The organism is Phytobacter sp. (assembly GCF_059074235.1).
Genome location: NZ_JCACPZ010000004.1, coordinates 330094 through 351371 on the forward strand (window position 1 = coordinate 330094; position 21278 = coordinate 351371).

The following is a 21278-nucleotide window of genomic DNA, read 5'->3' on the forward strand; positions in this document are numbered from 1 at the left end:
AAGCAGGCGTTGGTATAGCGAAGCGCTTAGTCTACCGGGAATAGCACGAATTACTACCGGCATATGTTACAGAGGGTTATTCACGAATCGCATCACGCCAGAGCTTATCAATCACCCGTTGAGCAAGGATGGCCTGCTCACCAGCCGTTTCAGGAACAGTCTGATTCTGCACGCATTCGATAAAATGGCGTGCGCAACCGACAAAGCCACGCTGATCCAGTGTTGTCTGCCAGCCGGGTATTGGACGCTCAATCACACCCTGCCCGGCTTCCTCACGCCATTGGCGCATATCGGTCACGTCATACAACGCCCCATCCGTGACGGCCTGCACCCATTCCCGCTGACTTCCCGCACGACGATGCATACTGGTGGTTATCTGCAAACCAGCAGCACTGAAATGATGTTCGGCATAAACCATCTCACCGTCATCGTTGGTCAGTAATGTTCCACTGGCTAAAGACGCAGTACCGCCACCGAGCCAAAGCGCCGTATCCACCACATGCAGGTAGTCATCCAGAAGCGTAAAGCGTAAATCATGCGGGCCCACACTGTTGGTACGATGCTTGTCCATACGCAGAGAGGCAGCACCAGACAAGCGGGATTTGAGATCCTGATACAAGGGCGCGAAACGGCGGTTAAAGCCGACCATCAGGGTCAGTTTTTTTCTGGCGGCAAGATCAACGAGCTTTTCAGCGTCAGCGAGGTTGTCCGCCAGCGGCTTATCCACACAGACGTGAACGCCTGCATTGAGCAACTCACTCACCACCGCATAATGCGAGGCGGTTGAGGTATGCACGAACACGGCATCACATTGGGCGGCCAGCTCAGGAAGAGAGCCCGCATAGGGGATGCGCCAGGTATCACACACCGGCTGTGCCTTTTCGCGGGTCGGCGACCAGGCCGCAGTGAGCGTCCAGTCTGTCGCCGCCCCAAGCACGGGCAACCATGCCTTTTGCGCAATGCCCCCTAAACCGACGACGCCAATTCGTAATCTTGTCACGCTTATTCCCCCAGATGTGCGAGTAAAGAGTCCAGACGCTGTTTTAGCTCTGCCACCTCAATCTCCAGCGCTTCGACGCGGGCGGTCAAATCATCCGAGGATGGACTCGCCGCTTCTACGACATTAATAAGCGTTTCTACATCACCGCTGAACCGATGCATATACCGACTTTCACGTTTGCCTGGCTCTCTGGGTAGACGCACCACATACGGACCGTCTTCACGCTGCGCCAGATTTTCCAGCGCATTTTCAACTTCAGCCATGTCATTGAACTTATGCATGCGTTCCGCACGGCCGCGCAGCTCTCCCGGCGTTTGCGGCCCCCGCAGCAGCAGTGTCGTAATGAGCGCGACTTCCGCCGATGTCAGTTTCAGATCACCAAACTCGGAGTTACAGAAGCGCTGTTCATACTTGGTCACCCGGTTCCCAAAACCGCTGACGGTGCGTAAATAATGGCGTTTAACGAGGGTATCCAGCAGATCCTGCACCTCATGCTCGCCGAGATTCATGACCGGTTCACGGTTGGTTTTTTGGTTACAGGCAGTCAAGACCGCATTCACCGACAGAGGATATTGTTCAGGCGTGGTCACCTGTTTTTCCAGCAGACAACCAATCACGCGCGCTTCCGTCGCACTGAGTTGATATTTCATGTTTTCTCCTTAACGACCCGCAGTCCAGTTTTCTGTTGTCAGCGCCGTCAACACGTGGTCACGCCACTGCCCATCAATCAGCAGATACGCCTTCGCGTAGCCCTCTTTCTCGAAGCCCAGACGCGCCAGTAAATCGCCGCTGCGTTTATTGTGTGGCATATAATTAGCCATAATACGGTGCAGATGTTGCGTGCGCTGCATGTAGCGGATCGCCGTCGTTAAGGCCTCAAACATCAGGCCTTGTCCCTGCCATTTCTGCCCTATCGAATAGCCGAGATAGCAGGCATGGAAAGAACCACGAACGACGTTGGAGAAATTCGCCACGCCAATGATTTCTTTCTCCTCGGGATCGAGTAATGCGAAGTAAAATGCCGTGCCCTGCTTATGAAATTCATTGATCATACCCAAGCGGGCCTGCCAGCCTGAGGGATAACAGTGGCTTTCATCGCGAACAGGTTCCCAGGGTTTCAAAAACTGTCGATTTTCGGCGTAATAATCGGCAAGCCGCCAGGCATCGCGCTCATGGACCAGTCGAACCACTAACCGGTCTGTCACCAGGCGCACTTTGGGCACATTACTGCGATAGCCAAACATTCAGTCCCTCTCTTTTGGTTTACGTCTCTATACCCTCTCCCTTTACTATACCTTTGCGCAGACACTCTGTGAAAACAACAACCTACATTTTCGCTATCCATAACTGTTTTCGATGAGAACTCTGAATGAAAGCCCGATTTTGATAAAAAAATATTGTCATCTCAGCAATGGGAAAAGCGCTGGCGCAGCGGCAAAATAGAGGTGAATTTACTGTTAATTTCCCAGGAGGGGAAATGGCACGCGTCTCACAGGCCAGGAGCCTGGGTAAATATTTCCTGCTTGTCGATAATATGCTGGTTGTACTGGGCTTTTTCGTCGTTTTCCCACTGATTTCTATTCGCTTTGTCGATCAGCTCGGCTGGGCCGCCTTAATGGTGGGGATTGCTCTTGGCTTGCGTCAGTTCATTCAACAAGGACTGGGCGTATTCGGCGGGGCAATAGCCGACCGTTTTGGTGCCAAACCGCTCATCGTCACCGGGATGCTGATGCGTGCCGCCGGTTTTGCCACCATGGGTATCGCACATGAGCCCTGGGTCCTGTGGTGCTCCTGCATTCTCTCCGGTCTGGGCGGCACACTGTTCGATCCGCCGCGATCGGCGCTGGTCGTGAAACTTATCCGCCCTTCTCAGCGCGGCCGTTTTTTCTCGCTGCTAATGATGCAGGACAGTGCAGGTGCGGTTATCGGTGCGCTCATCGGCAGTTGGCTGCTGCAATATGATTTTCGTCTGGTCTGCGCCGTCGGGGCATCCGTGTTTGTGCTCTGTGCTGCATTTAACGCCTGGTGGCTACCGGCGTGGAAGCTCTCTACCGTTAAAATTCCGATGCGCGAAGGGCTGGGCCACGTGTGCCGCGACAAGCACTTTGTCACCTATGTGCTGACCCTGACCGGTTATTACATGCTGGCCGTGCAGGTCATGTTAATGCTGCCGATTATGGTCAACGACATCGCCGGTTCCCCTGCAGCAGTAAAATGGATGTATGCCATAGAAGCTAGCCTGTCCCTGACGCTCCTTTATCCCATTGCACGCTGGAGCGAAAAACGCTTTCGCCTTGAGCACCGGCTGATGGCCGGCCTGCTGTTTATGACTTTCAGCCTGTTACCCATTGGTATGGTCAGCAACCTGCAGCAGTTATTTACGCTGATCTGTACGTTTTACATCGGCTCGATCATCGCCGAACCCGCACGTGAAACACTCAGCGCGGCCCTCGCCGATGCCCGTGCTCGCGGGAGCTATATGGGGTTCAGCCGTTTAGGCCTGGCGCTGGGCGGAGCGCTGGGGTATGCCGGTGGTGGCTGGTTATTTGACGCCGGTAAAGCCTTTAATCAGCCGGAATTACCCTGGATGATGTTATCGCTCATCGGGCTTATCACCTTCTTCGCGTTGCTCTGGCAGTTTGGTTATCGTCGAACCCACCCGCGCATACTGGAACCGGAAGCCTGATTTGCCACCTCTTTTATTCTCCTCCATACTTTTTGGTGATGACCCACCACTATGGAGGAGAAGCGTGAAACTCTACATTTACGATCACTGCCCGTACTGCATCAAAGCCCGCATGATTTTTGGCCTCAAGAATATCCCGGTTGAACTCAATGTGTTCCTGAGTGATGACGAAGCCACTCCCACAAGGATGATCGGTCAGAAAATGGCCCCCATTCTGCAAAAAGACGACAGTCGGTATATGCCAGAGAGCATGGATATTGTGCATTACGTCGATAAGGTCGACGGCAAACCTCTGCTCACCGGGAAGGCCAATCCGGCGCTGGAAGCCTGGCTACGTAAGGTCAATGGTTACCTGAACCGCCTGCTTATTCCTCGTTTTGCAAAATCCCGTTTTGATGAGTTCGCCACTCCTGAAGCACGGGCGTACTTCGTCAACAAGAAAGAGGCGTCACTCGGTAATTTTGCCGACCATCTCGCGCACTCCCCCGGCCTTATCAAAAACATCAGTGACGATTTACGGGCGCTGGACAAGCTCATCGTGAAACCGAATGCGGTGAATGGCGAACTGTCCGATGACGATATTCACCTCTTCCCGCTTCTGCGCAATCTGACCCTGGTCGCCGGTGTCGTCTGGCCAACCCGCGTGGCAGACTACCGCGATAACATGGCGAAACAAACGCAGATAAACTTACTCTCTTCAATGGCGATATAATGCCGTTCAGCGGAAGCTGCGGCTTCCGCTTTCAGCTAATTCCGCTGGCATTAATAGATCGAAACGTTGATGCTGCGGGCAGGGAAGACGACCCGATCACATTTTGAGGATCACAATGAAAAAAGTTCTTTTTGCCGCTGCACTCATTTTAAGCGGCGTCCTGGTGGGATGTAATCAGCTAACACAGTACAGTATCAGTGAGCAGGAAATTAATCAGGCGCTGCAAAAACGCAATGATTTCTCTAAGGACATCGGCCTGCCCGGCGTTGCCGACGCGCATATTGTGCTGACGAACCTGGCCAGTGAGATCGGCCGGGAAGAACCGAATAAAATCACGCTGACGGGTGATGCAAACCTCGACATGACATCACTGTTTGGCAATCAGAAAGCCACCATAAAGCTGAAAATGAAAGCCTTGCCCGTCTTCGACAAAGATAAAGGGGCGATTTACCTTCATGAGATGGAAGTGGTCGACGCCACCGTTGAGCCGAAAAAAATGCAGACCGTGCTGCAAACCCTTATGCCTTATCTCAATCAATCCCTGAGCAATTATTTTAACCAGCGTCCGGCCTATGTTTTGCGGGAAGACAGCAGTAAAGGTGAAGCACTGGCGAAGAAATACGCGAAAGGCATTGAGGTCAAACCGGGCGAGATTATCATCCCTCTTACCGACTGACGCGTTAGCATTCTTCAGGAAAAGGATGCAAACGGAAACGATTACGCTTATGCTTAGTGCCCGGCAAAAACCAGCCAATAATGACTGATTCTCACCCAGCCGGAGCACTATCATGACAGCACAGACCCAGGTTTTGAAAATCCGCCGCCCAGATGACTGGCACGTCCATTTACGCGACGGCGATATGCTAAAAACCGTGGTGCCCTGGACCAGCGCAACCTACGCTCGCGCCATCGTGATGCCCAATCTTGCACCGCCTGTGACCACCGTCGATGCCGCCATCGCCTATCGCCAGCGCATTCTTGATGCCGTGCCAGCCGGGCATGATTTCACTCCCCTGATGACCTGCTATTTGACGGACACCCTGCTGGCCGACGAAGTTGAACGCGGTTTTAACGAGAACGTGTTTACCGCAGCAAAACTCTACCCGGCCAATGCCACAACTAATTCCAGCCACGGTGTCACCAGCATTGATGCGATCATGCCGGTTCTTGAACGCATGGAAAAACTGGGAATGCCGCTGCTGGTTCATGGCGAAGTCACTCACGCAGACATCGATATCTTCGATCGCGAAGCACGTTTTATCGAAACCGTGATGGAACCTCTGCGCCAGCGCTTACCCGGACTGAAAGTGGTGTTTGAACACATTACGACGAAAGATGCGGCCGATTACGTGCGCGAAGGCAATGAACTGCTGGCGGCGACCATCACCCCTCAGCATTTGATGTTCAACCGTAACCATATGCTGGTCGGCGGTGTGCGCCCTCACCTTTACTGCCTGCCTATCCTTAAACGGAATATCCATCAACAGGCGCTGCGTGAACTGGTGGCAAGCGGATTCGATCGCGCCTTCCTCGGGACGGACTCCGCCCCGCATGCGCGTCATCGTAAAGAGACCAGCTGTGGTTGTGCTGGCTGCTTTAACGCCCCTACCGCACTCGCCAGTTACGCGACCGTATTTGATGAAATGAATGCTTTGCAACACTTCGAAGGCTTCTGTTCGCTGAACGGCCCGCGTTTCTACGGTCTGCCGGTCAACGAAGGTTTTGTTGAGTTAGTGCGTGAAGAGTCAACGGTGATGGAGTCTATCGCGCTCACAGATGACACACTGATTCCTTTCCTTGCTGGCGAAACCATACACTGGACAGTTAAACAGTAATTTTTTATTGCTCCCTGTTGTAATGTTTTTAATGTGGCTGTATATATATACAGTAATTAATACAGGGGGCTGCCATGCGCATTGAAGTCACTATCGCTAAAACATCACCACTTCCACCAGGTGCAATTGACGCGCTGGCCGGGGAGTTTTCCCGGCGCTTGAATAATCATTTTCCCGAAACCGACAATACCATTACGGTGCGTTATGCTGCCGCGAATAATCTTTCCGTCCTCGGCGGCGCAAAAGAAGACAAAGATCGTATAACTGAAATTCTGCAGGAAACCTGGGAAAGCGCTGACGACTGGTTTATCCGGGATTAATTCATTCTCATTGTGTTGTGTTTGCCGGGTCGCCCCGGCTTTTTTGTCTTTTTTTGCGCTAAAATCTTATTGTCTTGCTAACCTGCATAAAAACAACGGCTAAGTACCCACACTTTTGTTCAAAAAAATCCATGCTGATGAAAATAATGTTGCAGAGTGTTATTTATTAGATCCGTTACGTTAAATATTGGTATACTGAAAAGGCTTCACAAAACATGCATTGAACCTCAGAAGTCGTTGTCCTTAAACACGCCATACGGGGGTTATGATGGAAAAAAATAATGAAGTCATCCAGACCCATCCGCTCGTAGGATGGGATATCAGCACAGTGGATAGCTATGACGCCCTGATGCTGCGCTTGCATTACCAGACCCCAAACAGACCCGCTTCCGGGGATACAGAAGTCGGTCAGACGTTGTGGTTAACGACAGATGTTGCCCGTCAGTTTATATCTATATTAGAAGCGGGCATTGCCAAAATAGAATCAGGCGAATACCAGGAAAATGAGTATCGTAGGCATTAGCAATAATGCACAATATTCACTCAACAGGCACCCATCGGGGTGCCTTATTTATTTCCAGCCTTGTATAACGCCTTTCTGTTATTTACCCTCCTGATTACGCATTCGCTGGAGAACAACATGAAATACGATCTGATCATCGTCGGTAGCGGTTCTGTCGGGGCTGCTGCTGGCTATTACGCATCACGCGCCGGACTCAAGGTGTTGATGACTGATGCGCATTTACCTCCTCATCAGGAAGGCAGTCACCATGGTGACACACGTTTAATTCGCCATGCTTACGGTGAAGGTGAGCGCTATGTTCCGATGGTGCTTCGCGCACAGCAACTCTGGGATCAACTTGCCACTGAGAGCGGCGAACCTGTTTTCGAACGTTCCGGCGTGATTAACCTCGGTCCTGCCCAGTCAGAATTCCTCGCCAATGTGGCCCAAAGTGCACAGAAGTGGAATCTGGCGGTCGAGAAACTGGACGCCGCCACGCTGAAGATACGCTGGCCAGAGATTAGCGTCCCGGATGATTACATCGGTCTGTTCGAGGCCGAATCCGGTTTTGTTCGTAGCGAACTGGCCATTAAAACCTGGATTCGCCTGGCGCAAGACGCCGGATGTGCACAGTTGTTTAACTGCCCTGTTACCGCCATTCATTCTGCAGACGATGGCGTGACCATTGAAACGCATGAAGGAACGTTCAGCGGTAAAAAGTTGTTGATCAGTGCGGGGACGTGGGTGTCAAAACTGGTGCCGAATTTACCTGTTCAGCCCGTTCGTAAAGTCTTTGCCTGGTTCCAGGCCGATGGTCGTTACAGCAAGAAGAATAACTTCCCGGCCTTTACCGGTGAAATGCCCGATGGTTCCCAGTATTACGGATTCCCGGCTGAAGAGAATGAGCTGAAGATAGGAAAACATAACGGTGGTCGGTTGATCAGCGATGCCAGTGAACGCGTTCCCTTTGGTAACGTAGCTTCTGATGGCTCTGAGTGCTTTGCTTTTTTACGCCAGTTTTTACCAGGTATTGGCGGCTGCCTTTATGGTGCGTCCTGTACCTACGATAACTCTCCGGATGAAGATTTTATTATCGACAGCGTTCCGGGCCAATCCAACATGTTAGTAGTGACGGGCCTGAGTGGTCACGGTTTCAAATTTGCTCCTGTATTAGGTGAAATTGCGACGCAATTTGCCCTGGGCGAACGCAGTAATTTTGATTTAACACCATTCTCTCTGGCACGGTTTGCAGGATAATCCTGAGGCGACCATTGGGTCGCCTTTCTTTTTCCATTAATCCGGAGAACCCATGCGTCGCTTATTGCATTTTGTGATCAATAATGTTCGTGAACACCTGATGTTATATATCGTTCTTTGGTCTGTTATTGCGTTAATTGACTTAGTTTATATCATTTGGGCAGAATGAAAATATTGACAATTACTGACATTAACTTAAGAAAAAACAATTTAAATACAAGTTTTTTGAATAACAAACCCAGCAAAAAACCGAGATAAACAAAGAGTTAAGCATCAATTAGCACGCTAAACTCTCGAATGAACTGAACATCCCTCGCAGAAGTAATTCAAAAAAAATGACAAATGATAAATATTATCATTGAATGTTATTTTTAAGTTGATTTATTGATTTCATCACGCCATTTTGAATTAACAACATCTCTTTTCATGGTTAACAAAATGCAATTGCGTAATTCGCCCTCTCGCTATGGCGCTATTTCTGTTGCCCTGCACTGGCTCGTTGCGCTGGTGGTATATGGCATGTTTGCCCTGGGATTATGGATGGTGACACTCAGTTATTATGATGGCTGGTATCATCAGGCGCCGGAAATACACAAAGGTATTGGTGTTCTGTTAATGCTGGGTCTGATTGTACGACTGATATGGCGCCGAATATCACCGCCTCCAGGTGCACTAAAAAACTATTCCCGTTTTACACGTATTAGCGCCGTGGTCGCCCATATCGCGCTCTACCTGCTGCTGTTTGGCATTCTGTTCAGCGGTTATCTGATTTCCACCGCCGACGGTAAACCCATTAGCGTCTTTGGTCTGTTTGAGGTTCCGGCCACTCTGGCGGATGCCGGGTCACAAGCGGATCTCGCCGGCGACATTCATCTTTGGTTAGCCTGGAGCGTCGTCATTCTGTCGGTGCTGCACGGGCTTGCCGCCTTTAAACACCATTTCATCGATAAAGACGACACCCTCAAGCGCATGCTGGGAAAATCGTCGCCTGACTCTGGAGCGTAAAAATGAAGAAAAGCCTGCTGGGATTAACCCTCTCTGCCCTACTGTTCACCACCGGTTCCGCGGTCGCTGCGGACTACAAAATCGATAAAGAGGGCCAGCATGCCTTCGTAAACTTCCGCATTCAGCATCTCGGCTACAGCTGGCTGTACGGCACCTTTAAAGATTTCGATGGCACCTTTAGTTTCGACGAAGCTAACCCGGCGTCAGATAAGGTCAGCGTCACCATTAACACCAACAGCCTGGACACGAACCATGCCGAGCGTGATAAACACTTGCGCAGCGGTGATTTCCTGAACGTGGCAAAATTCCCGCAGGCGACCTTTACCTCAACTGAGGTCAAAAAGGATGGTGACGGGCTTGATATTATCGGCAACCTGACCCTGAATGGCGTCACTAAGCCTGTGACCCTGGATGCGAAACTGATTGGACAGGGAGACGATCCCTGGGGTGGCAAACGCGCGGGCTTTGAAGCCAACGGCAAGATCAAGCTGAAAGATTTTGGCATCACCACCGATCTGGGGCCCGCATCTCAGGATGTTGAGCTGATTATCTCGGTTGAGGGTGTGCAGCAGAAATAAGTTTCAAGCTGGCCCGGGACCGGGCCAGCTTTCACCGTTATTCCGGGTCGGGGATACCCAGTTTGGTGTTCAGACTTCCACGCGATTTGTTAAAGATTTTATTGCCGTTCTCACGGCCCGCACGCAGGCGGCGCTGCTCTTCTTCCGGTAACGCGCTCTCTTCACTGCACTGCTCGCTACAGCAGCCATTGTATTTCTCAGCACAGGCCGGGCACTGAATAAACAGCAAATGGCAACCATCGTTACGGCAATTTGTGTGGCTGTCGCATGACGTACCGCACTGGTGGCAATGGGCAATCACATCATCAGAGATGCGCTCTCCCATACGTTCGTCGAACACAAAGTTCTTACCCACAAAACGCACCGGCAACCCCTGCTCACGGGCACGGCGGGCATACTCAATAATGCCGCCTTCAATGTGCGACACCTTGTTAAAACCGTTGTGTTTCATCCAGGCACTGGCTTTTTCACAGCGAATGCCACCGGTGCAGTACATAACGATATTTTTGTCTTTATGCTCCTGCATCATCTCAACGGCTTTAGGCAACTGCTCGCGGAAGGTGTCCGCTGGGATCTCAAGCGCCCCTTCGAAATGCCCCACTTCGTATTCATAGTGGTTACGCATATCAATAAACACCGCATCGGGATCGTCCAGCATCGCATTGACGTCTGCCGCCTGCAGGTAATCCCCCACATTGCTGGCATCGAAGGTTTCATCATCAATGCCGTCGGCAACAATACGGTCACGCACTTTCATGCGCAGCACCCAGAAGGATTTCCCGTCATCATCAATGGCAATGTTCAGACGCAAACCATTCAGCGCAGGGTCGAAGGCGTAAAGGCATTCGCGCAGTGCGGGCAGCTGGCTTTCAGGCACTGAAACCTGCGCGTTGATACCTTCGTGTGCAAGGTAGACACGGCCAAAAACATTCAGCTTAGTGAATGCCTGATAAAGCGCATCGCGGGTGCTTTGCGGATTCACAATGGTGAAATATTTGTAGAAAGAGACCGTCGTGCGCGGTTCTGTCTCCGCAAGCATGCGGGCTTTGAGCTCTTCGTTCGAAATTCGGTTATGTAACACTGGCATGGTGTACGTTTTTCCTGCAAAACAGTAGAGATTAAAAAACCGGCGCATCATAAAGCAATTACTGACAATTTACATCCACACAATTTGCGCTACATTTTCTTCATCTCAGACATTCGGGATATTAATAGTTCAAATAACATGCAACCCGTCGTTTATTTTGGTTAAGTCAAAATTAATGCGACACTATAGGGAATAGTTACGGAATACAGGACAGACATGACGCAATTACCCAAATTCTCCACTTCTCTGCTGCATCCACGCTATTGGCACCTTTGGTCAGGTATTGGTCTGTTGTGGCTCGTCGTTCAACTCCCCTATCCAGTGATTTATCGCCTGGGCTGCGCGCTTGGCCATCTGGCACGTAAGCTGATGCGCCGCCGCGAACACATCACCCGGCGCAATCTGGAACTCTGCTTTCCGCAGATGAGCGCGGCTGAGCGCGACCAGCATGTCAGTAAAAATTTTGAATCTGTGGGCATGGGGGTGATGGAAACCGGAATGGCATGGTTCTGGTCGGATAAACGAATCAAACGCTGGGTCGACGTCATTGGCATGGATAACACGCGCATGCATCACCAGCAGGGCCAGGGAATTCTGCTTATTGGCATCCACTTTTTGACGCTTGAGCTGGGTGCTCGCGTCTTCGGAATGAACATTCCGGGTATTGGCGTCTATCGCCCTAACGACAATCCGGTGCTCGACTGGCTACAAACCCGGGGACGTCTGCGTTCCAATAAGACCATGATTGACCGTAAGGATCTCAAAGGCATGGTGCGTGCGTTAAAAAACGGTGATGTCGTCTGGTATGCGCCAGATCATGATTACGGCCCGCGAGCCAGCGCATTTGTCCCCTTCTTTGCCGTTGAACAGGCCGCCACCACGACCGGGACCTGGATGCTGGCGCGCATGTCCAAAGCCTGCCTTGTCCCCTTTGTCCCACGCCGTAAACCTGATGGCAAAGGCTATGAACTCATCATGCTCGAAGGTGAAACCTCGCCGCCACTCGACAGTGCAGAAGAGACAGCAGCCTGGATGAACAAAGTCATTGAACGCTGCATTCTGATGGCACCGGATCAATACATGTGGATGCACCGCAGATTCAAAACTCGTCCGGAAGGCGTCCCTTCACGCTATTGATCAATGCGCGATCCCGGAGTGGATCGCTCTTTTGGTTCATTTTCAAACCGTATACACGTTGCAGCAACCATCACGCAGGCGCATAATTAGCAGGCTTATCAATTCCGATTGCCAATAATTCGCGCCTGATGCGCGTAACGTGAAGCGTAATGTCATCTTCTGCTCCCATAAACTGGAAACGTAATCTCACCGTTGCCTGGATAGGCTGTTTTCTGACGGGCGCGGCCTTCAGCCTGGTCATGCCTTTCCTGCCGCTTTACGTCGAACAGCTCGGCGTGACCGGCCACAGCGCACTCAACATGTGGTCCGGTCTGGTCTTCAGTATTACGTTTCTGTTCTCTGCTATCGCTTCCCCTTTCTGGGGTGGGCTTGCTGACCGTAAAGGGCGAAAAATCATGCTCCTGCGCTCGGCACTGGGCATGGCGTGCGTGATGGCGTTAATGGGGATTGCGCAAAACATCTGGCAATTACTGGTGCTCCGTGCCCTGCTGGGTCTGCTGGGCGGTTTTATTCCCAACGCCAATGCCTTGATTGCCACACAAATGCCACGCAATCGCAGCGGATGGGCGATGGGTACGCTTTCGACGGGGGGCGTAGCAGGCGCACTGCTTGGCCCGCTTGCGGGTGGGCTCCTGGCTGACACCTACGGGTTGCGAATGGTGTTCTTTATTACCGCCATTGTGTTGTTCCTCTGCTTTTTGCTCACGCTAATCTGCATCAGAGAAAATTTTGTGCCAGTGCCGAAAAAAGAGATGCTGCACGCCAGAGAGGTATTGGCTTCACTGAAAAACCCACGTCTGGTGCTGGGTTTATTCATCACCACGATGATCATTCAGGTTGCTACCGGTTCCATCGCCCCCATCTTAACGCTCTATGTTCGGGAGCTGGCGGGTAACGTTGGCAATATTGCGTTTATCAGCGGCATGATTGCCTCAGTTCCTGGCGTCGCGGCTTTGCTGAGCGCACCGCGACTGGGCCGGTTAGGCGATCGTATTGGGCCGGAGAAGATCCTTGTCGTTGCGCTGGTTATTTCCGTCTTGCTACTTATACCAATGGCATGGGTGCAAACGCCATGGCAGCTTGGCTTACTGCGCTTCCTGCTGGGCGCTGCTGACGGTGCACTGCTTCCGGCGGTGCAAACGCTGCTGGTCTACAACTCAACAAACCAGGTCGCCGGCCGCATTTTTAGTTACAACCAGTCCTTCCGTGACATCGGCAACGTAACCGGCCCGTTACTGGGCGCTGCGGTCTCCGCCAGCTATGGTTTCCGTACCGTATTTTTGGTCACCGCTGGCGTGGTCATGTTCAATGCTATTTACTCCTGGGCAAGCTGGCAGAGGCCCTCACGCACCAGAGCGCCAGACCCTGCGCTTAATCGGCAACCACCGCTTAACACTGACGACTGATTTTTCAGCTGGCTGACTTGCAAAATCCCATAATCAACTATTATTTCCCTGAACACCTCGTCAAACCACAGGGAAAAATCTATGACTATGTACGCTACGCTCGAAGAAGCCATTGATGCCGCTCGTGAAGAGTTTCTGGCTAATAACCCAGGCCTGAATGAAGAAGATGCCGATGTTCAGCAATTCAATATCCAGAAGTACGTTCTACAGGACGGGGATATCATGTGGCAGGCGGAATTCTTCGCCGATGAAGGGGATGATGGCGAGTGTCTGCCGATGCTGAGTGGCGAAGCGGCACAGAGCGTGTTTGACGACGATTTTGATGAAATCGAGCTACGTCAGGAGTGGATGGAAGAGAACACCCTGCACGAATGGGACGAAGGTGAATTCCAGCTTGAGCCCCCTCTCGACACCGAGGAAGGGCGCGCCGCCGCTGATGAGTGGGATGAGCGCTAATTACTCGTAGGGTCCGTGATTCGCATCAAGCGGCAGTAACAGCGTGTCGAACACCAGAGAAAACGGTAAATCGAGCACGGTGACGTAGCGCCACGCGGAGTCACGGACATCCCATTTCACGCCTGGGTAGTACTGGTTACCGTGGCCCTGACCTGGAATAGTCCGGCTGATAATACTGCCACACCCGCTCAACAGACACGCCATCACCACCACAACAATCATTCTCACAAAAAACCTCACCTGAATTCAGATAAAAAAATACCGGCACACTGGCCGGTATTTTCCATAATGTCGGCTTACTTCGCCTTCAGCGCCAGCGGATTCAGTTTCAAATCCTGGTAATAATTTACCCAGGAAAGATACCGTTCCGGCGATGCCCAGACGCGATAATGCAGACGTGCCATGGTCACGGGGTCGCTTAACAGCACAAGACGACGATCGCGATTAAGTTTATCAGGCGTTTCATTCAGCGCCTGCTCAACGTGGCGGTCACGGGCGATTTCCAGGATTGGACCTTTGCGGTGACGCGCAGTAGCCATCGCTGTGGCTAAGGCGTTGAACGACGGGTTGAACACCGCGTGCATAAAGCCCTGGTCCAGCGAACGGCTGCGGTTCAGCTCCAGATACTTCTCGGTATCCACCAGCACCTGCGGCGGTGAATACTCTTCCGGGATCAGGAACAGTTTCCAGCGTTTGGTGCGCATCCCCACTGTGGAGCGGCTGGAAATCACCGACACGAATGGCGACAGAATCAGCGAGAAGACAATCGGCGCAAGCCAGAACAGGAAACGCAAGTCCAGCCAGGCCATACCCACCGCCCACACCAGCCCCAACAGCAGTTGAGAACCATGGCGCATAAAGGCTTCACCCCACGGGGTGGAGTCATCATCACGCTGCGGCGAGTTCCAGACCACTTCCCAGCCCAGGAACGCGCTGACCACAAACACCGTGTGGAAGAGCATACGAACCGGTGCCAGCAGGACGGAGAACAGCACTTCCAGCAGCAGGGAGGCCGTCACGCGGAAGAATCCGCCGTACTCTTTTGGCCCTTTGCACCAGACCAGAATAATACTCAGCAGCTTCGGCAGGAACAGCAGCACCATGGTCGACGCAAACAGCGCAATCGCCAGTTCAGGACGCCACTGCGGCCAGACCGGGAAGAGCTGACGCGGTTGCAGGAAGTATTGCGGCTCAGTGAGCGCATGCACCACCTGCAATGCCGTGGAGAGAACCAGGAACATAAACCACAGCGGCGCGGACAGATAAGACATGACACCTGTCAGGAAGACCGCACGGTGAACCGGGTGCATCCCTTTGACCAGGAACAGACGGAAGTTCATCAGGTTACCGTGACACCAGCGACGGTCACGTTTCAGTTCATCCAGCAGGTTCGGCGGCAATTCTTCGTATGACCCCGGAAGGTCATAGGCAATCCACACGCCCCACCCAGCACGACGCATCAGAGCAGCTTCAACAAAGTCATGCGAGAGGATGGAACCGGCGAATGAACCTTCACCCGGCAGCGGTGCCAGCGCACAGTGCTCAATAAAAGGTTTCACACGAATTATCGCGTTATGACCCCAGTAGTGCGACTCACCCAACTGCCAGAAGTGCAGACCTGCGGTAAACAACGGACCGTACACGCGCGTCGCAAACTGCTGGCAGCGCGCATAGAGCGTATCCATACCGGATGCTTTTGGTGAGGACTGGATGATACCGGCATTCGGGTTGGCTTCCATCAGACGCACCAGCCCGGAGAGACAGTCACCGGTCATTACGGAGTCAGCATCAAGCACCACCATGTAGCTGTACTGGTTGCCCCAGCGGCGGCAGAAGTCATCGATGTTACCGCTTTTGCGCTTAACGCGACGACGGCGGCGACGATAGAAGATCTGCCCTTCGCCCTGCACTTCCGCAATCAGTTCCATCCAGGCTTTCTGCTCAGCAACGCAGATGTCCGGGTTGTAGCTGTCACTCAGGATGTAGACGTCAAAATGCTCACCGTTACCGGTGGCTTTGACGGACTCCCAGGTGGCACGCAGGCCCGCAAATACGCGATCAACGTCTTCGTTACAGATAGGCATGATAAGTGCGGTACGGTGCTCTGGATTGAGCGGCTCGTCCCCTACTGTTGATGCCGAAATACTGTATTTATCTCGCCCAATCAGTAGTTGCAGGAAGCCCATCAATGCTGTCCAGAAACCTGCCGAAACCCAACAGAACAGAATCGCGAACAGGATTAGGATCCCCGTTTGCAGCACGTACGGCAGAAGCTGCATAAAGGAAACCCAAATATTCTGCCCCAGCATATCCGCCGGATTAATCAGCGCCCAGCCCTGATAAGGGAGGATGGTTTTCATGTACCAGGTTGCGACCACGGTTTGCGCCAGTGTCAGCAGTAGCAAAATGTAACGGCGGATCGAACCCACCATACGCCATTTTTGCTCACTGGCCTGCTGATCTTTGGTTAACCGGGACATATAGCGCGGTTGAACATCGCGCCCACGCAGACGATCCCAGAAACGCCCAATGGGGTTTGTGCGCCAGGGATCAGGAAACATGGATGAACGCGTAGCTTTCGGCATAGCCTGCAGTTGATCGCGTCCTTCGTCATCTTTAATTAACTGACCTTCCGCAAGCGAATCCGGCCAACTGTGTTCAAGACGCTTTTTCACCGAACCCAGAGGCGTATCGTCTTCGCGCGTCCACTCTGAACGACCGCCGTCCAGGGCGTTGTGCACGGCAGCAATACTCTCGGTCGGCAACGCTGCCTTTTCCGTCTCCGGAAGCGGCAGCGCATCGATATACTCAGTTATCTTATTCATTGGCAGGTAGCTGATAGCTCCAGGTTTCACTCAGGGTCTGATCGGCATTAACGAGTGCAGCGCGCATATCCGTGGTTTTCTTCGGATCTTTCACTTTCACACGCAGCATCAGGCGCCAGCCTTGCGTCACAGGGTTATAGCGAACACTGTTTTCAACAATCTCACCGTTGTCACCAATGCTGGCCTGCGCGCTGATAGGGGTGTCCTGCGGCAGTTGTTTCATATCCTGGCCAGTAAAATCAACCACAAAGGCGATGGTGCCATCAGGCTGACGGATCAGGTTAGACTGCTTCACATCCCCCATTGAACGACGCGTCTGCGTAACCCATGCGTTATCAGGCGCGTGCAGTTTATCTTCGTCACGGCTGAAGGTGATGGTGTATTTGAAGTTCATTTCTTTACCGGCATCCGGCAGTTGATCCGGAGTCCAGTAGGCCACGATGTTATCGTTGGTTTCATCGTTGGTCGGAATTTCAACCAACTCAATTTTCCCTTTACCCCAATCGCCTTTCGGTGTGACCCAAGCGCTCGGACGCAGATCGTAGCGATCGTCGATGTCTTCAAAGCGTGCAAACTGACGGCCGCGCTGGAGAAGACCGAAGCCCTGTGGATTTTCCATCGCATAGCTGCTGACGGCCAGGTGTTTCGGGTTATTCAGCGGACGCCAAATCCATTCACCGTTACCTGCATGCATCGACAGCCCGTTGGAATCATGCAATTCAGGACGATAGTTGGTCGCCGGTGACGGCTGGGAAGGCCCGAACAGGAACATACTGGTCAGTGGTGCAACACCCAGTTTGCCGACTTTGTCACGCAGGTAAACTTTAGACTGCACATCAATAACCGTGTCACGTCCCGGAATGATCACAAAGCGGTAAGCTCCCGCCGCGCGAGGCGAATCCAGCAATGCGTAGATGGTCAGACGCTTATCGGTCGGTTTTGGACGCTCGATCCAAAATTCTTTGAAGTGTGGAAACTCTTCACCGGACGGTAATGCTGTATCAATAGCCAGGCCACGGGCAGAAAGACCGTAAACCTGACCTGCACCAATCACACGGAAGTAGCTGGCACCCAGCATGCTGACGATTTCATCGTTTTTATCTTTATTATTAATAGGGTAGAGAACTTTGAAACCGGCATAACCGAGGTCTTTAACCGTGTCTTTATCGTGCTGTACATTGCCGAAATTGAAATAATCCGGATTGTACTTAATCTTACGAACAGCAGTGGCGGTCACTTCGTTGAGGGTCACTGGCGTGTCGAAGTACATGCCCTGATGATAAAATTCAAGCTTAAACGGGGTGTTAGTGTTGTTCCACCAGGCCTTATCGTGGTTGAACTGAATCTGCTGGTAATCCGCGTATTTCATCTCACGGAATGCAGAAGGCAGGTTGCTCTTGGGTGCTTCATACCCTTTGCCTGCTAAGGATTGAGCCTGTTTTGCGACATCGTCAATAGAAAAAGCCCAGCCTGATGACGTATAAAGAGACAACAGAACTGCGGCACCCAACCAACGCATTTTCATCATTCGTAATTTAGGTTTCATAATAACTAAGCACTTCCCCCTTTGTGTGCTTAAATCGATCCGATCCATTTTAATGGAAATACAAGCAATCCGACAACTGAATCCCCTCTTTGTTCTCTATGCCGGCTCAGTGAATAAGCAATTGAAACTAACCCGTTATGGTTTTAGGTGCTTATCCTGGAGACTGTCTGTGGGACATAGTGTAGGGTTACTTTCGAATGTAATCATTATTTGTCTTATGGATAAGACGAAAAGTCTGAGATTCAATGGAGTTATATGAGCAACGTACCCGTACAGCGTGAATATTTTCTTGATTCCATCCGCGCATGGCTAATGCTGCTGGGGATCCCGTTTCACATATCCCTCATCTACTCCAGTCACATGTGGCACGTGAACAGTGCCTATCCGTCCTGGTGGCTGACGCTGTTCAATGACGCCATTCATGCGTTTCGTATGCAGGTGTTCTTTGTTATCTCGGGTTACTTTTCTTATATGCTATATCTGCGTTATCCGGTTAAACGCTGGTGGACGGTGCGTGTCGAACGTGTCGGCATACCCATGCTGACTGCAATACCCCTGCTGACGCTGCCACAATTTATTATGCTGCAGTATGTTAATGCACGTACTGAAACCTGGCACACCTTGTCAACGTATGACAAATTCAACACCCTGGTGTGGGAGCTGGTTTCTCACCTGTGGTTTTTGCTGGTACTGGTCGTACTCACCACCCTTAGCATGTGGCTGTTTCGCAAGATCAAAAATAATGCCGAGCAGCTTTTAAGTGACATTAGCTGGGCAAAGCTGTCGGTGGCGTTTTTACTCTTTGGCGTGGTGTATGCGGCGATTCGTCGACTGATTTTCATCATGTATCCGGATATTTTGCGCGACGCCTTGTTTAATTTCGCGGTCATGCAATCACTATTCTACATCCCCTTCTTTATGCTTGGCGCGCTGGCCTTTATTAACCCCCAACTTAAAGCCCTGTTCCTGAAACCCTCGCCAGCCTGCATGGTGGGTTCGCTGATTGCGTTTATCGCCTATCAGCTTAACCAATACTATGGCAGTGGTGATGCATGGATGTATGAAACAGAGTCGGTGATTACAATGCTGCTGGGCGTTTGGATGGTCAATGTAGTCTTCTCGCTGGGATATCGGTTACTCAATTTCCAGTCTTCACGCGTCAGTTATTTTGTTAATGCGTCACTGTTTATCTATCTGGTTCACCATCCGCTAACGCTGTTCTTCGGTGCCTGGATAACGCCACAAATTCATTCCAACCTGCTTGGCTTTTTGACAGGGTTGCTCTTTGTGAACGGCTGCGCATTGATTCTTTACGAAGCACATTTGCGTATACCCGTACTGAAGTTCCTCTTTTCCGGCAAACCGCAGAATAAAGGAAACAGTTCTCAGGTCACCGCCCGATAACCCGTAGAGTGGCAGCTGTAGATACTCAGAGCAGCCACTCTACGGGCAGCCAGTACGCCAGCTTGACCAAAAAACGCTGCCAGAACCGGGTTTGCGGCTCTTTGGTTAACACCACCTCTTTCCCTTCACGCGTCTCTACCCAGTTAATTCTGCCCCACTGATCAAGCCTCAACCGCCAGGCTGTAGCGCGCTGACTACGTATAAAGCGGTGATGAATCTGCCGGGCAAGCGTTTCACTGTCGATGACAAATCCCATTTCGGTATTCAGCATCGCTGAGCGTGGGTCAAAGTTAAACGAGCCAATAAACACTTTCTCGCCATCTATGCTGAAAGTTTTAGCATGCAAACTTGACCCCGAATTCCCGGTTAAGCCGCGGTCATGAAGCGGATGAATTCCCTCTCGAGTGGGTTTCAGTTCATAGAGTTCGATGCCATGACGCAGCAGCTTTTTGCGCCAGCGAGCATAGCCAGCATGCACCACACTCACATCATTCGCCGCCAGCGAGTTGGTCAGTACAGCAACCCGAACACATTTTCTGGCCAATTGCAACAACAGAGCTACACCTGCACGCCCGGGTACGAAATAGGCGGAAATAATGTCAATTTGTCGTTCGGGTTTGCCCATCACGTTGAGCAGTCGCTGAGGCAGTAAGGTGCGTTGGTGCGCTTTCCCTTGCCCTTTTTTGGGATCGTCACTGACCAGACGGGTCTTCGCCCAAATCAGGGGCAAATCCCCTCGTTCGAGCTGACTGGCAAACTGCGTTTTCTCAAGCGTACTGAGATAGCGTGCCGCCCTGGGATCCTGATACCACGAGTCTGGCATCTGGATCCGTCCCGGCGATATCTTCTTTCTCAATATCAAGTACGCGGTGCAACGGTGAGACGCAGGCCGATCGCCAGTAGCGCTCAAAATCCTGGCTTACATCGGCAACTACCGGGCCTATTGCCATCACGTCTAAATCCGTAAAGAGCGGCTCTTCGCCCGCCCCAAAATAGGCATCACCAATGTTGCGTCCACCCACAATGGTGACCACGCCGTCTGCCGTAAAACTCTTGTTGTGCATCCGTCGGTTGAGTCGGGCAAAGTCAGTTAGGTAACCGAGCGCCCTCAGTGTGCGAAATGAGAAAGGATTAAAGAGACGAACCTCAATGCGGGGATGCGCTTCAAGCTGGCGTAACGCATCATCCATACCCGAGGTGTTGTTGTCATCGAGCAGGATACGCACCTGTACGCCTCTGTCTGCCGCCGCCAGCAAGGCCAGAAACAGCAGACGCCCGGACATATCGTCATCCCAGATGTAATACTGCACATCCAGCGTGCATTGGGCCATTTCCGCCAGCCGATGACGGGCAACAAAGGCATCCATACTGTCATCAAGCGCCACCAGCCCACAAAGATTTTCATGGGAGGCGCAAAGTGGCACAACGGCGCGCCCCAGTCGGGTATCAGGCTGGACAGACGGCCTCTCATCAGGAAGGGGATTTTGAAGGTGTGCGGTTTTTTGTCTCATAAAAGCACAGT

General features: G+C 51.9%; 21 protein-coding genes and 1 pseudogene. 14 read left to right on the forward strand and 8 right to left on the reverse strand.

The annotated features are described in order from the left end of the window. Positions 1-76: 76 nt before the first annotated feature. The 3 genes from AC5JPW_RS05610 to rimJ are packed head-to-tail and all read right to left on the reverse strand — an operon-like array spanning position 77 to position 2244. A complete protein-coding gene (locus tag AC5JPW_RS05610) occupies positions 77-1000 on the reverse strand; it encodes a Gfo/Idh/MocA family protein (RefSeq protein WP_494238774.1) in 924 nt (307 codons plus the stop codon). A 2-nt stretch (positions 1001-1002) separates the two neighbouring features. After that, positions 1003-1650, reverse strand: a complete 648-nt coding sequence (locus AC5JPW_RS05615) for a YceH family protein (protein ID WP_494238775.1) — start codon at positions 1648-1650, stop codon at positions 1003-1005. A gap of 9 nt (positions 1651-1659) precedes the next feature. Next, the gene (gene rimJ, locus AC5JPW_RS05620) at positions 1660-2244 is read right to left on the reverse strand and encodes a ribosomal protein S5-alanine N-acetyltransferase (protein ID WP_494238777.1); all 585 of its coding nucleotides are present in this window, start codon (positions 2242-2244) and stop codon (positions 1660-1662) included. A gap of 233 nt (positions 2245-2477) precedes the next feature. Between rimJ and mdtH the strand changes: the two genes are divergently transcribed. From mdtH to AC5JPW_RS05670, 10 genes are all read left to right on the forward strand, one after another. Next, entirely contained in the window at positions 2478-3686 is a 1209-nt protein-coding gene (gene mdtH, locus AC5JPW_RS05625; protein ID WP_494238779.1) for a multidrug efflux MFS transporter MdtH, read from the forward strand. A 64-nt stretch (positions 3687-3750) separates the two neighbouring features. Next, positions 3751-4398 (forward strand): glutaredoxin 2, encoded by a 648-nt coding sequence (grxB, locus tag AC5JPW_RS05630; RefSeq protein WP_494238780.1) that lies wholly within the window; start codon positions 3751-3753, stop codon positions 4396-4398. 115 nt (positions 4399-4513) lie between these two features. Next, positions 4514-5074, forward strand: a complete 561-nt coding sequence (locus AC5JPW_RS05635; protein ID WP_494238782.1) for a lipoprotein — start codon at positions 4514-4516, stop codon at positions 5072-5074. Positions 5075-5186: 112 nt separating this feature from the next. Further along, positions 5187-6233 (forward strand): dihydroorotase, encoded by a 1047-nt coding sequence (gene pyrC / locus AC5JPW_RS05640; protein ID WP_494238783.1) that lies wholly within the window; start codon positions 5187-5189, stop codon positions 6231-6233. A gap of 74 nt (positions 6234-6307) precedes the next feature. Further along, positions 6308-6553, forward strand: a complete 246-nt coding sequence (gene dinI / locus AC5JPW_RS05645; protein WP_494238785.1) for a DNA damage-inducible protein I — start codon at positions 6308-6310, stop codon at positions 6551-6553. 268 nt (positions 6554-6821) lie between these two features. Then, positions 6822-7076: a biofilm formation regulator BssS gene (bssS, locus tag AC5JPW_RS05650; protein WP_494241142.1), complete on the forward strand. Its 255-nt coding sequence runs from the start codon at positions 6822-6824 to the stop codon at positions 7074-7076. 117 nt (positions 7077-7193) lie between these two features. Then, positions 7194-8312 (forward strand): N-methyl-L-tryptophan oxidase, encoded by a 1119-nt coding sequence (gene solA / locus AC5JPW_RS05655; RefSeq protein WP_494238786.1) that lies wholly within the window; start codon positions 7194-7196, stop codon positions 8310-8312. Between the two features lie 52 nt (positions 8313-8364). Continuing rightward, positions 8365-8481 (forward strand): YceO family protein, encoded by a 117-nt coding sequence (locus tag AC5JPW_RS05660; protein WP_494238788.1) that lies wholly within the window; start codon positions 8365-8367, stop codon positions 8479-8481. 269 nt (positions 8482-8750) lie between these two features. Beyond that, positions 8751-9317, forward strand: coding sequence for a cytochrome b (locus AC5JPW_RS05665; RefSeq protein WP_494238789.1), 567 nt, complete (start codon positions 8751-8753; stop codon positions 9315-9317). 2 nt (positions 9318-9319) lie between these two features. Further along, on the forward strand, positions 9320-9895 hold the full coding sequence (locus AC5JPW_RS05670; RefSeq protein ID WP_494238790.1) for a YceI family protein: 576 nt from the start codon (positions 9320-9322) through the stop codon (positions 9893-9895). A 37-nt stretch (positions 9896-9932) separates the two neighbouring features. Here the strand turns inward: AC5JPW_RS05670 and trhO are convergent, their stop codons facing one another. After that, a complete protein-coding gene (gene trhO, locus AC5JPW_RS05675; RefSeq protein WP_494238792.1) occupies positions 9933-10982 on the reverse strand; it encodes an oxygen-dependent tRNA uridine(34) hydroxylase TrhO in 1050 nt (349 codons plus the stop codon). Between the two features lie 216 nt (positions 10983-11198). On the opposite strand from trhO, the gene AC5JPW_RS05680 reads away from it, so the two are divergent. The 3 genes from AC5JPW_RS05680 (at position 11199) to AC5JPW_RS05690 (ending at position 13981) form a co-directional block, all read left to right on the forward strand. Continuing rightward, on the forward strand, positions 11199-12119 hold the full coding sequence (locus AC5JPW_RS05680) for a Kdo(2)-lipid IV(A) acyltransferase (protein WP_494238793.1): 921 nt from the start codon (positions 11199-11201) through the stop codon (positions 12117-12119). 149 nt (positions 12120-12268) lie between these two features. After that, positions 12269-13525 (forward strand): multidrug efflux MFS transporter MdtG, encoded by a 1257-nt coding sequence (gene mdtG, locus AC5JPW_RS05685; RefSeq protein WP_494238795.1) that lies wholly within the window; start codon positions 12269-12271, stop codon positions 13523-13525. Positions 13526-13606: 81 nt separating this feature from the next. Then, positions 13607-13981, forward strand: a complete 375-nt coding sequence (locus AC5JPW_RS05690; protein ID WP_494238797.1) for a MysB family protein — start codon at positions 13607-13609, stop codon at positions 13979-13981. On the opposite strand, the gene AC5JPW_RS05695 is transcribed toward AC5JPW_RS05690, so the two are convergent. From AC5JPW_RS05695 to mdoG, 3 genes are all read right to left on the reverse strand, one after another. Then, positions 13982-14209, reverse strand: coding sequence for a YceK/YidQ family lipoprotein (locus tag AC5JPW_RS05695; RefSeq protein WP_494238799.1), 228 nt, complete (start codon positions 14207-14209; stop codon positions 13982-13984). It lies immediately after the preceding gene. Between the two features lie 68 nt (positions 14210-14277). Next, a complete protein-coding gene (gene mdoH, locus AC5JPW_RS05700) occupies positions 14278-16806 on the reverse strand; it encodes a glucans biosynthesis glucosyltransferase MdoH (protein ID WP_494238800.1) in 2529 nt (842 codons plus the stop codon). Further along, positions 16799-18334 carry a glucans biosynthesis protein MdoG gene (mdoG, locus tag AC5JPW_RS05705; protein ID WP_494241143.1) on the reverse strand — a complete coding sequence of 512 codons (1536 nt, stop codon included), beginning with the start codon at positions 18332-18334 and terminating at the stop codon, positions 16799-16801. Before mdoG ends, mdoH begins: the two co-directional genes overlap by 8 nt. Before the next feature lie 273 nt (positions 18335-18607). On the opposite strand from mdoG, the gene mdoC reads away from it, so the two are divergent. Beyond that, on the forward strand, positions 18608-19756 hold the full coding sequence (gene mdoC, locus AC5JPW_RS05710) for a glucans biosynthesis protein MdoC (RefSeq protein WP_494238801.1): 1149 nt from the start codon (positions 18608-18610) through the stop codon (positions 19754-19756). 25 nt (positions 19757-19781) lie between these two features. Here mdoC and AC5JPW_RS05715 read toward each other — a convergent pair. Next, positions 19782-21267: pseudogene (locus tag AC5JPW_RS05715) on the reverse strand (phospholipase D family protein). Between the last annotated feature and the right edge of the window lie 11 nt (positions 21268-21278).

What these genes read in the sequence shown, in the direction of transcription:
- mdoG (WP_494241143.1), bottom strand. Translation starts at nt 18,334, where the DNA reads ATGATGAAAATGCGTTGGTTGGGTGCCGCAGTTCTGTTGTCTCTTTAT.
- AC5JPW_RS05635 (WP_494238782.1), top strand. Translation starts at nt 4,514, where the DNA reads ATGAAAAAAGTTCTTTTTGCCGCTGCACTCATTTTAAGCGGCGTCCTG.
- trhO (WP_494238792.1), bottom strand. Translation starts at nt 10,982, where the DNA reads ATGCCAGTGTTACATAACCGAATTTCGAACGAAGAGCTCAAAGCCCGC.
- dinI (WP_494238785.1), top strand. Translation starts at nt 6,308, where the DNA reads ATGCGCATTGAAGTCACTATCGCTAAAACATCACCACTTCCACCAGGT.
- AC5JPW_RS05680 (WP_494238793.1), top strand. Translation starts at nt 11,199, where the DNA reads ATGACGCAATTACCCAAATTCTCCACTTCTCTGCTGCATCCACGCTAT.
- mdtG (WP_494238795.1), top strand. Translation starts at nt 12,269, where the DNA reads ATGTCATCTTCTGCTCCCATAAACTGGAAACGTAATCTCACCGTTGCC.
- bssS (WP_494241142.1), top strand. Translation starts at nt 6,822, where the DNA reads ATGGAAAAAAATAATGAAGTCATCCAGACCCATCCGCTCGTAGGATGG.
- AC5JPW_RS05670 (WP_494238790.1), top strand. Translation starts at nt 9,320, where the DNA reads ATGAAGAAAAGCCTGCTGGGATTAACCCTCTCTGCCCTACTGTTCACC.
- AC5JPW_RS05690 (WP_494238797.1), top strand. Translation starts at nt 13,607, where the DNA reads ATGACTATGTACGCTACGCTCGAAGAAGCCATTGATGCCGCTCGTGAA.
- AC5JPW_RS05665 (WP_494238789.1), top strand. Translation starts at nt 8,751, where the DNA reads ATGCAATTGCGTAATTCGCCCTCTCGCTATGGCGCTATTTCTGTTGCC.
- AC5JPW_RS05660 (WP_494238788.1), top strand. Translation starts at nt 8,365, where the DNA reads ATGCGTCGCTTATTGCATTTTGTGATCAATAATGTTCGTGAACACCTG.
- mdoH (WP_494238800.1), bottom strand. Translation starts at nt 16,806, where the DNA reads ATGAATAAGATAACTGAGTATATCGATGCGCTGCCGCTTCCGGAGACG.
- AC5JPW_RS05615 (WP_494238775.1), bottom strand. Translation starts at nt 1,650, where the DNA reads ATGAAATATCAACTCAGTGCGACGGAAGCGCGCGTGATTGGTTGTCTG.
- rimJ (WP_494238777.1), bottom strand. Translation starts at nt 2,244, where the DNA reads ATGTTTGGCTATCGCAGTAATGTGCCCAAAGTGCGCCTGGTGACAGAC.
- solA (WP_494238786.1), top strand. Translation starts at nt 7,194, where the DNA reads ATGAAATACGATCTGATCATCGTCGGTAGCGGTTCTGTCGGGGCTGCT.
- mdoC (WP_494238801.1), top strand. Translation starts at nt 18,608, where the DNA reads ATGAGCAACGTACCCGTACAGCGTGAATATTTTCTTGATTCCATCCGC.
- mdtH (WP_494238779.1), top strand. Translation starts at nt 2,478, where the DNA reads ATGGCACGCGTCTCACAGGCCAGGAGCCTGGGTAAATATTTCCTGCTT.
- pyrC (WP_494238783.1), top strand. Translation starts at nt 5,187, where the DNA reads ATGACAGCACAGACCCAGGTTTTGAAAATCCGCCGCCCAGATGACTGG.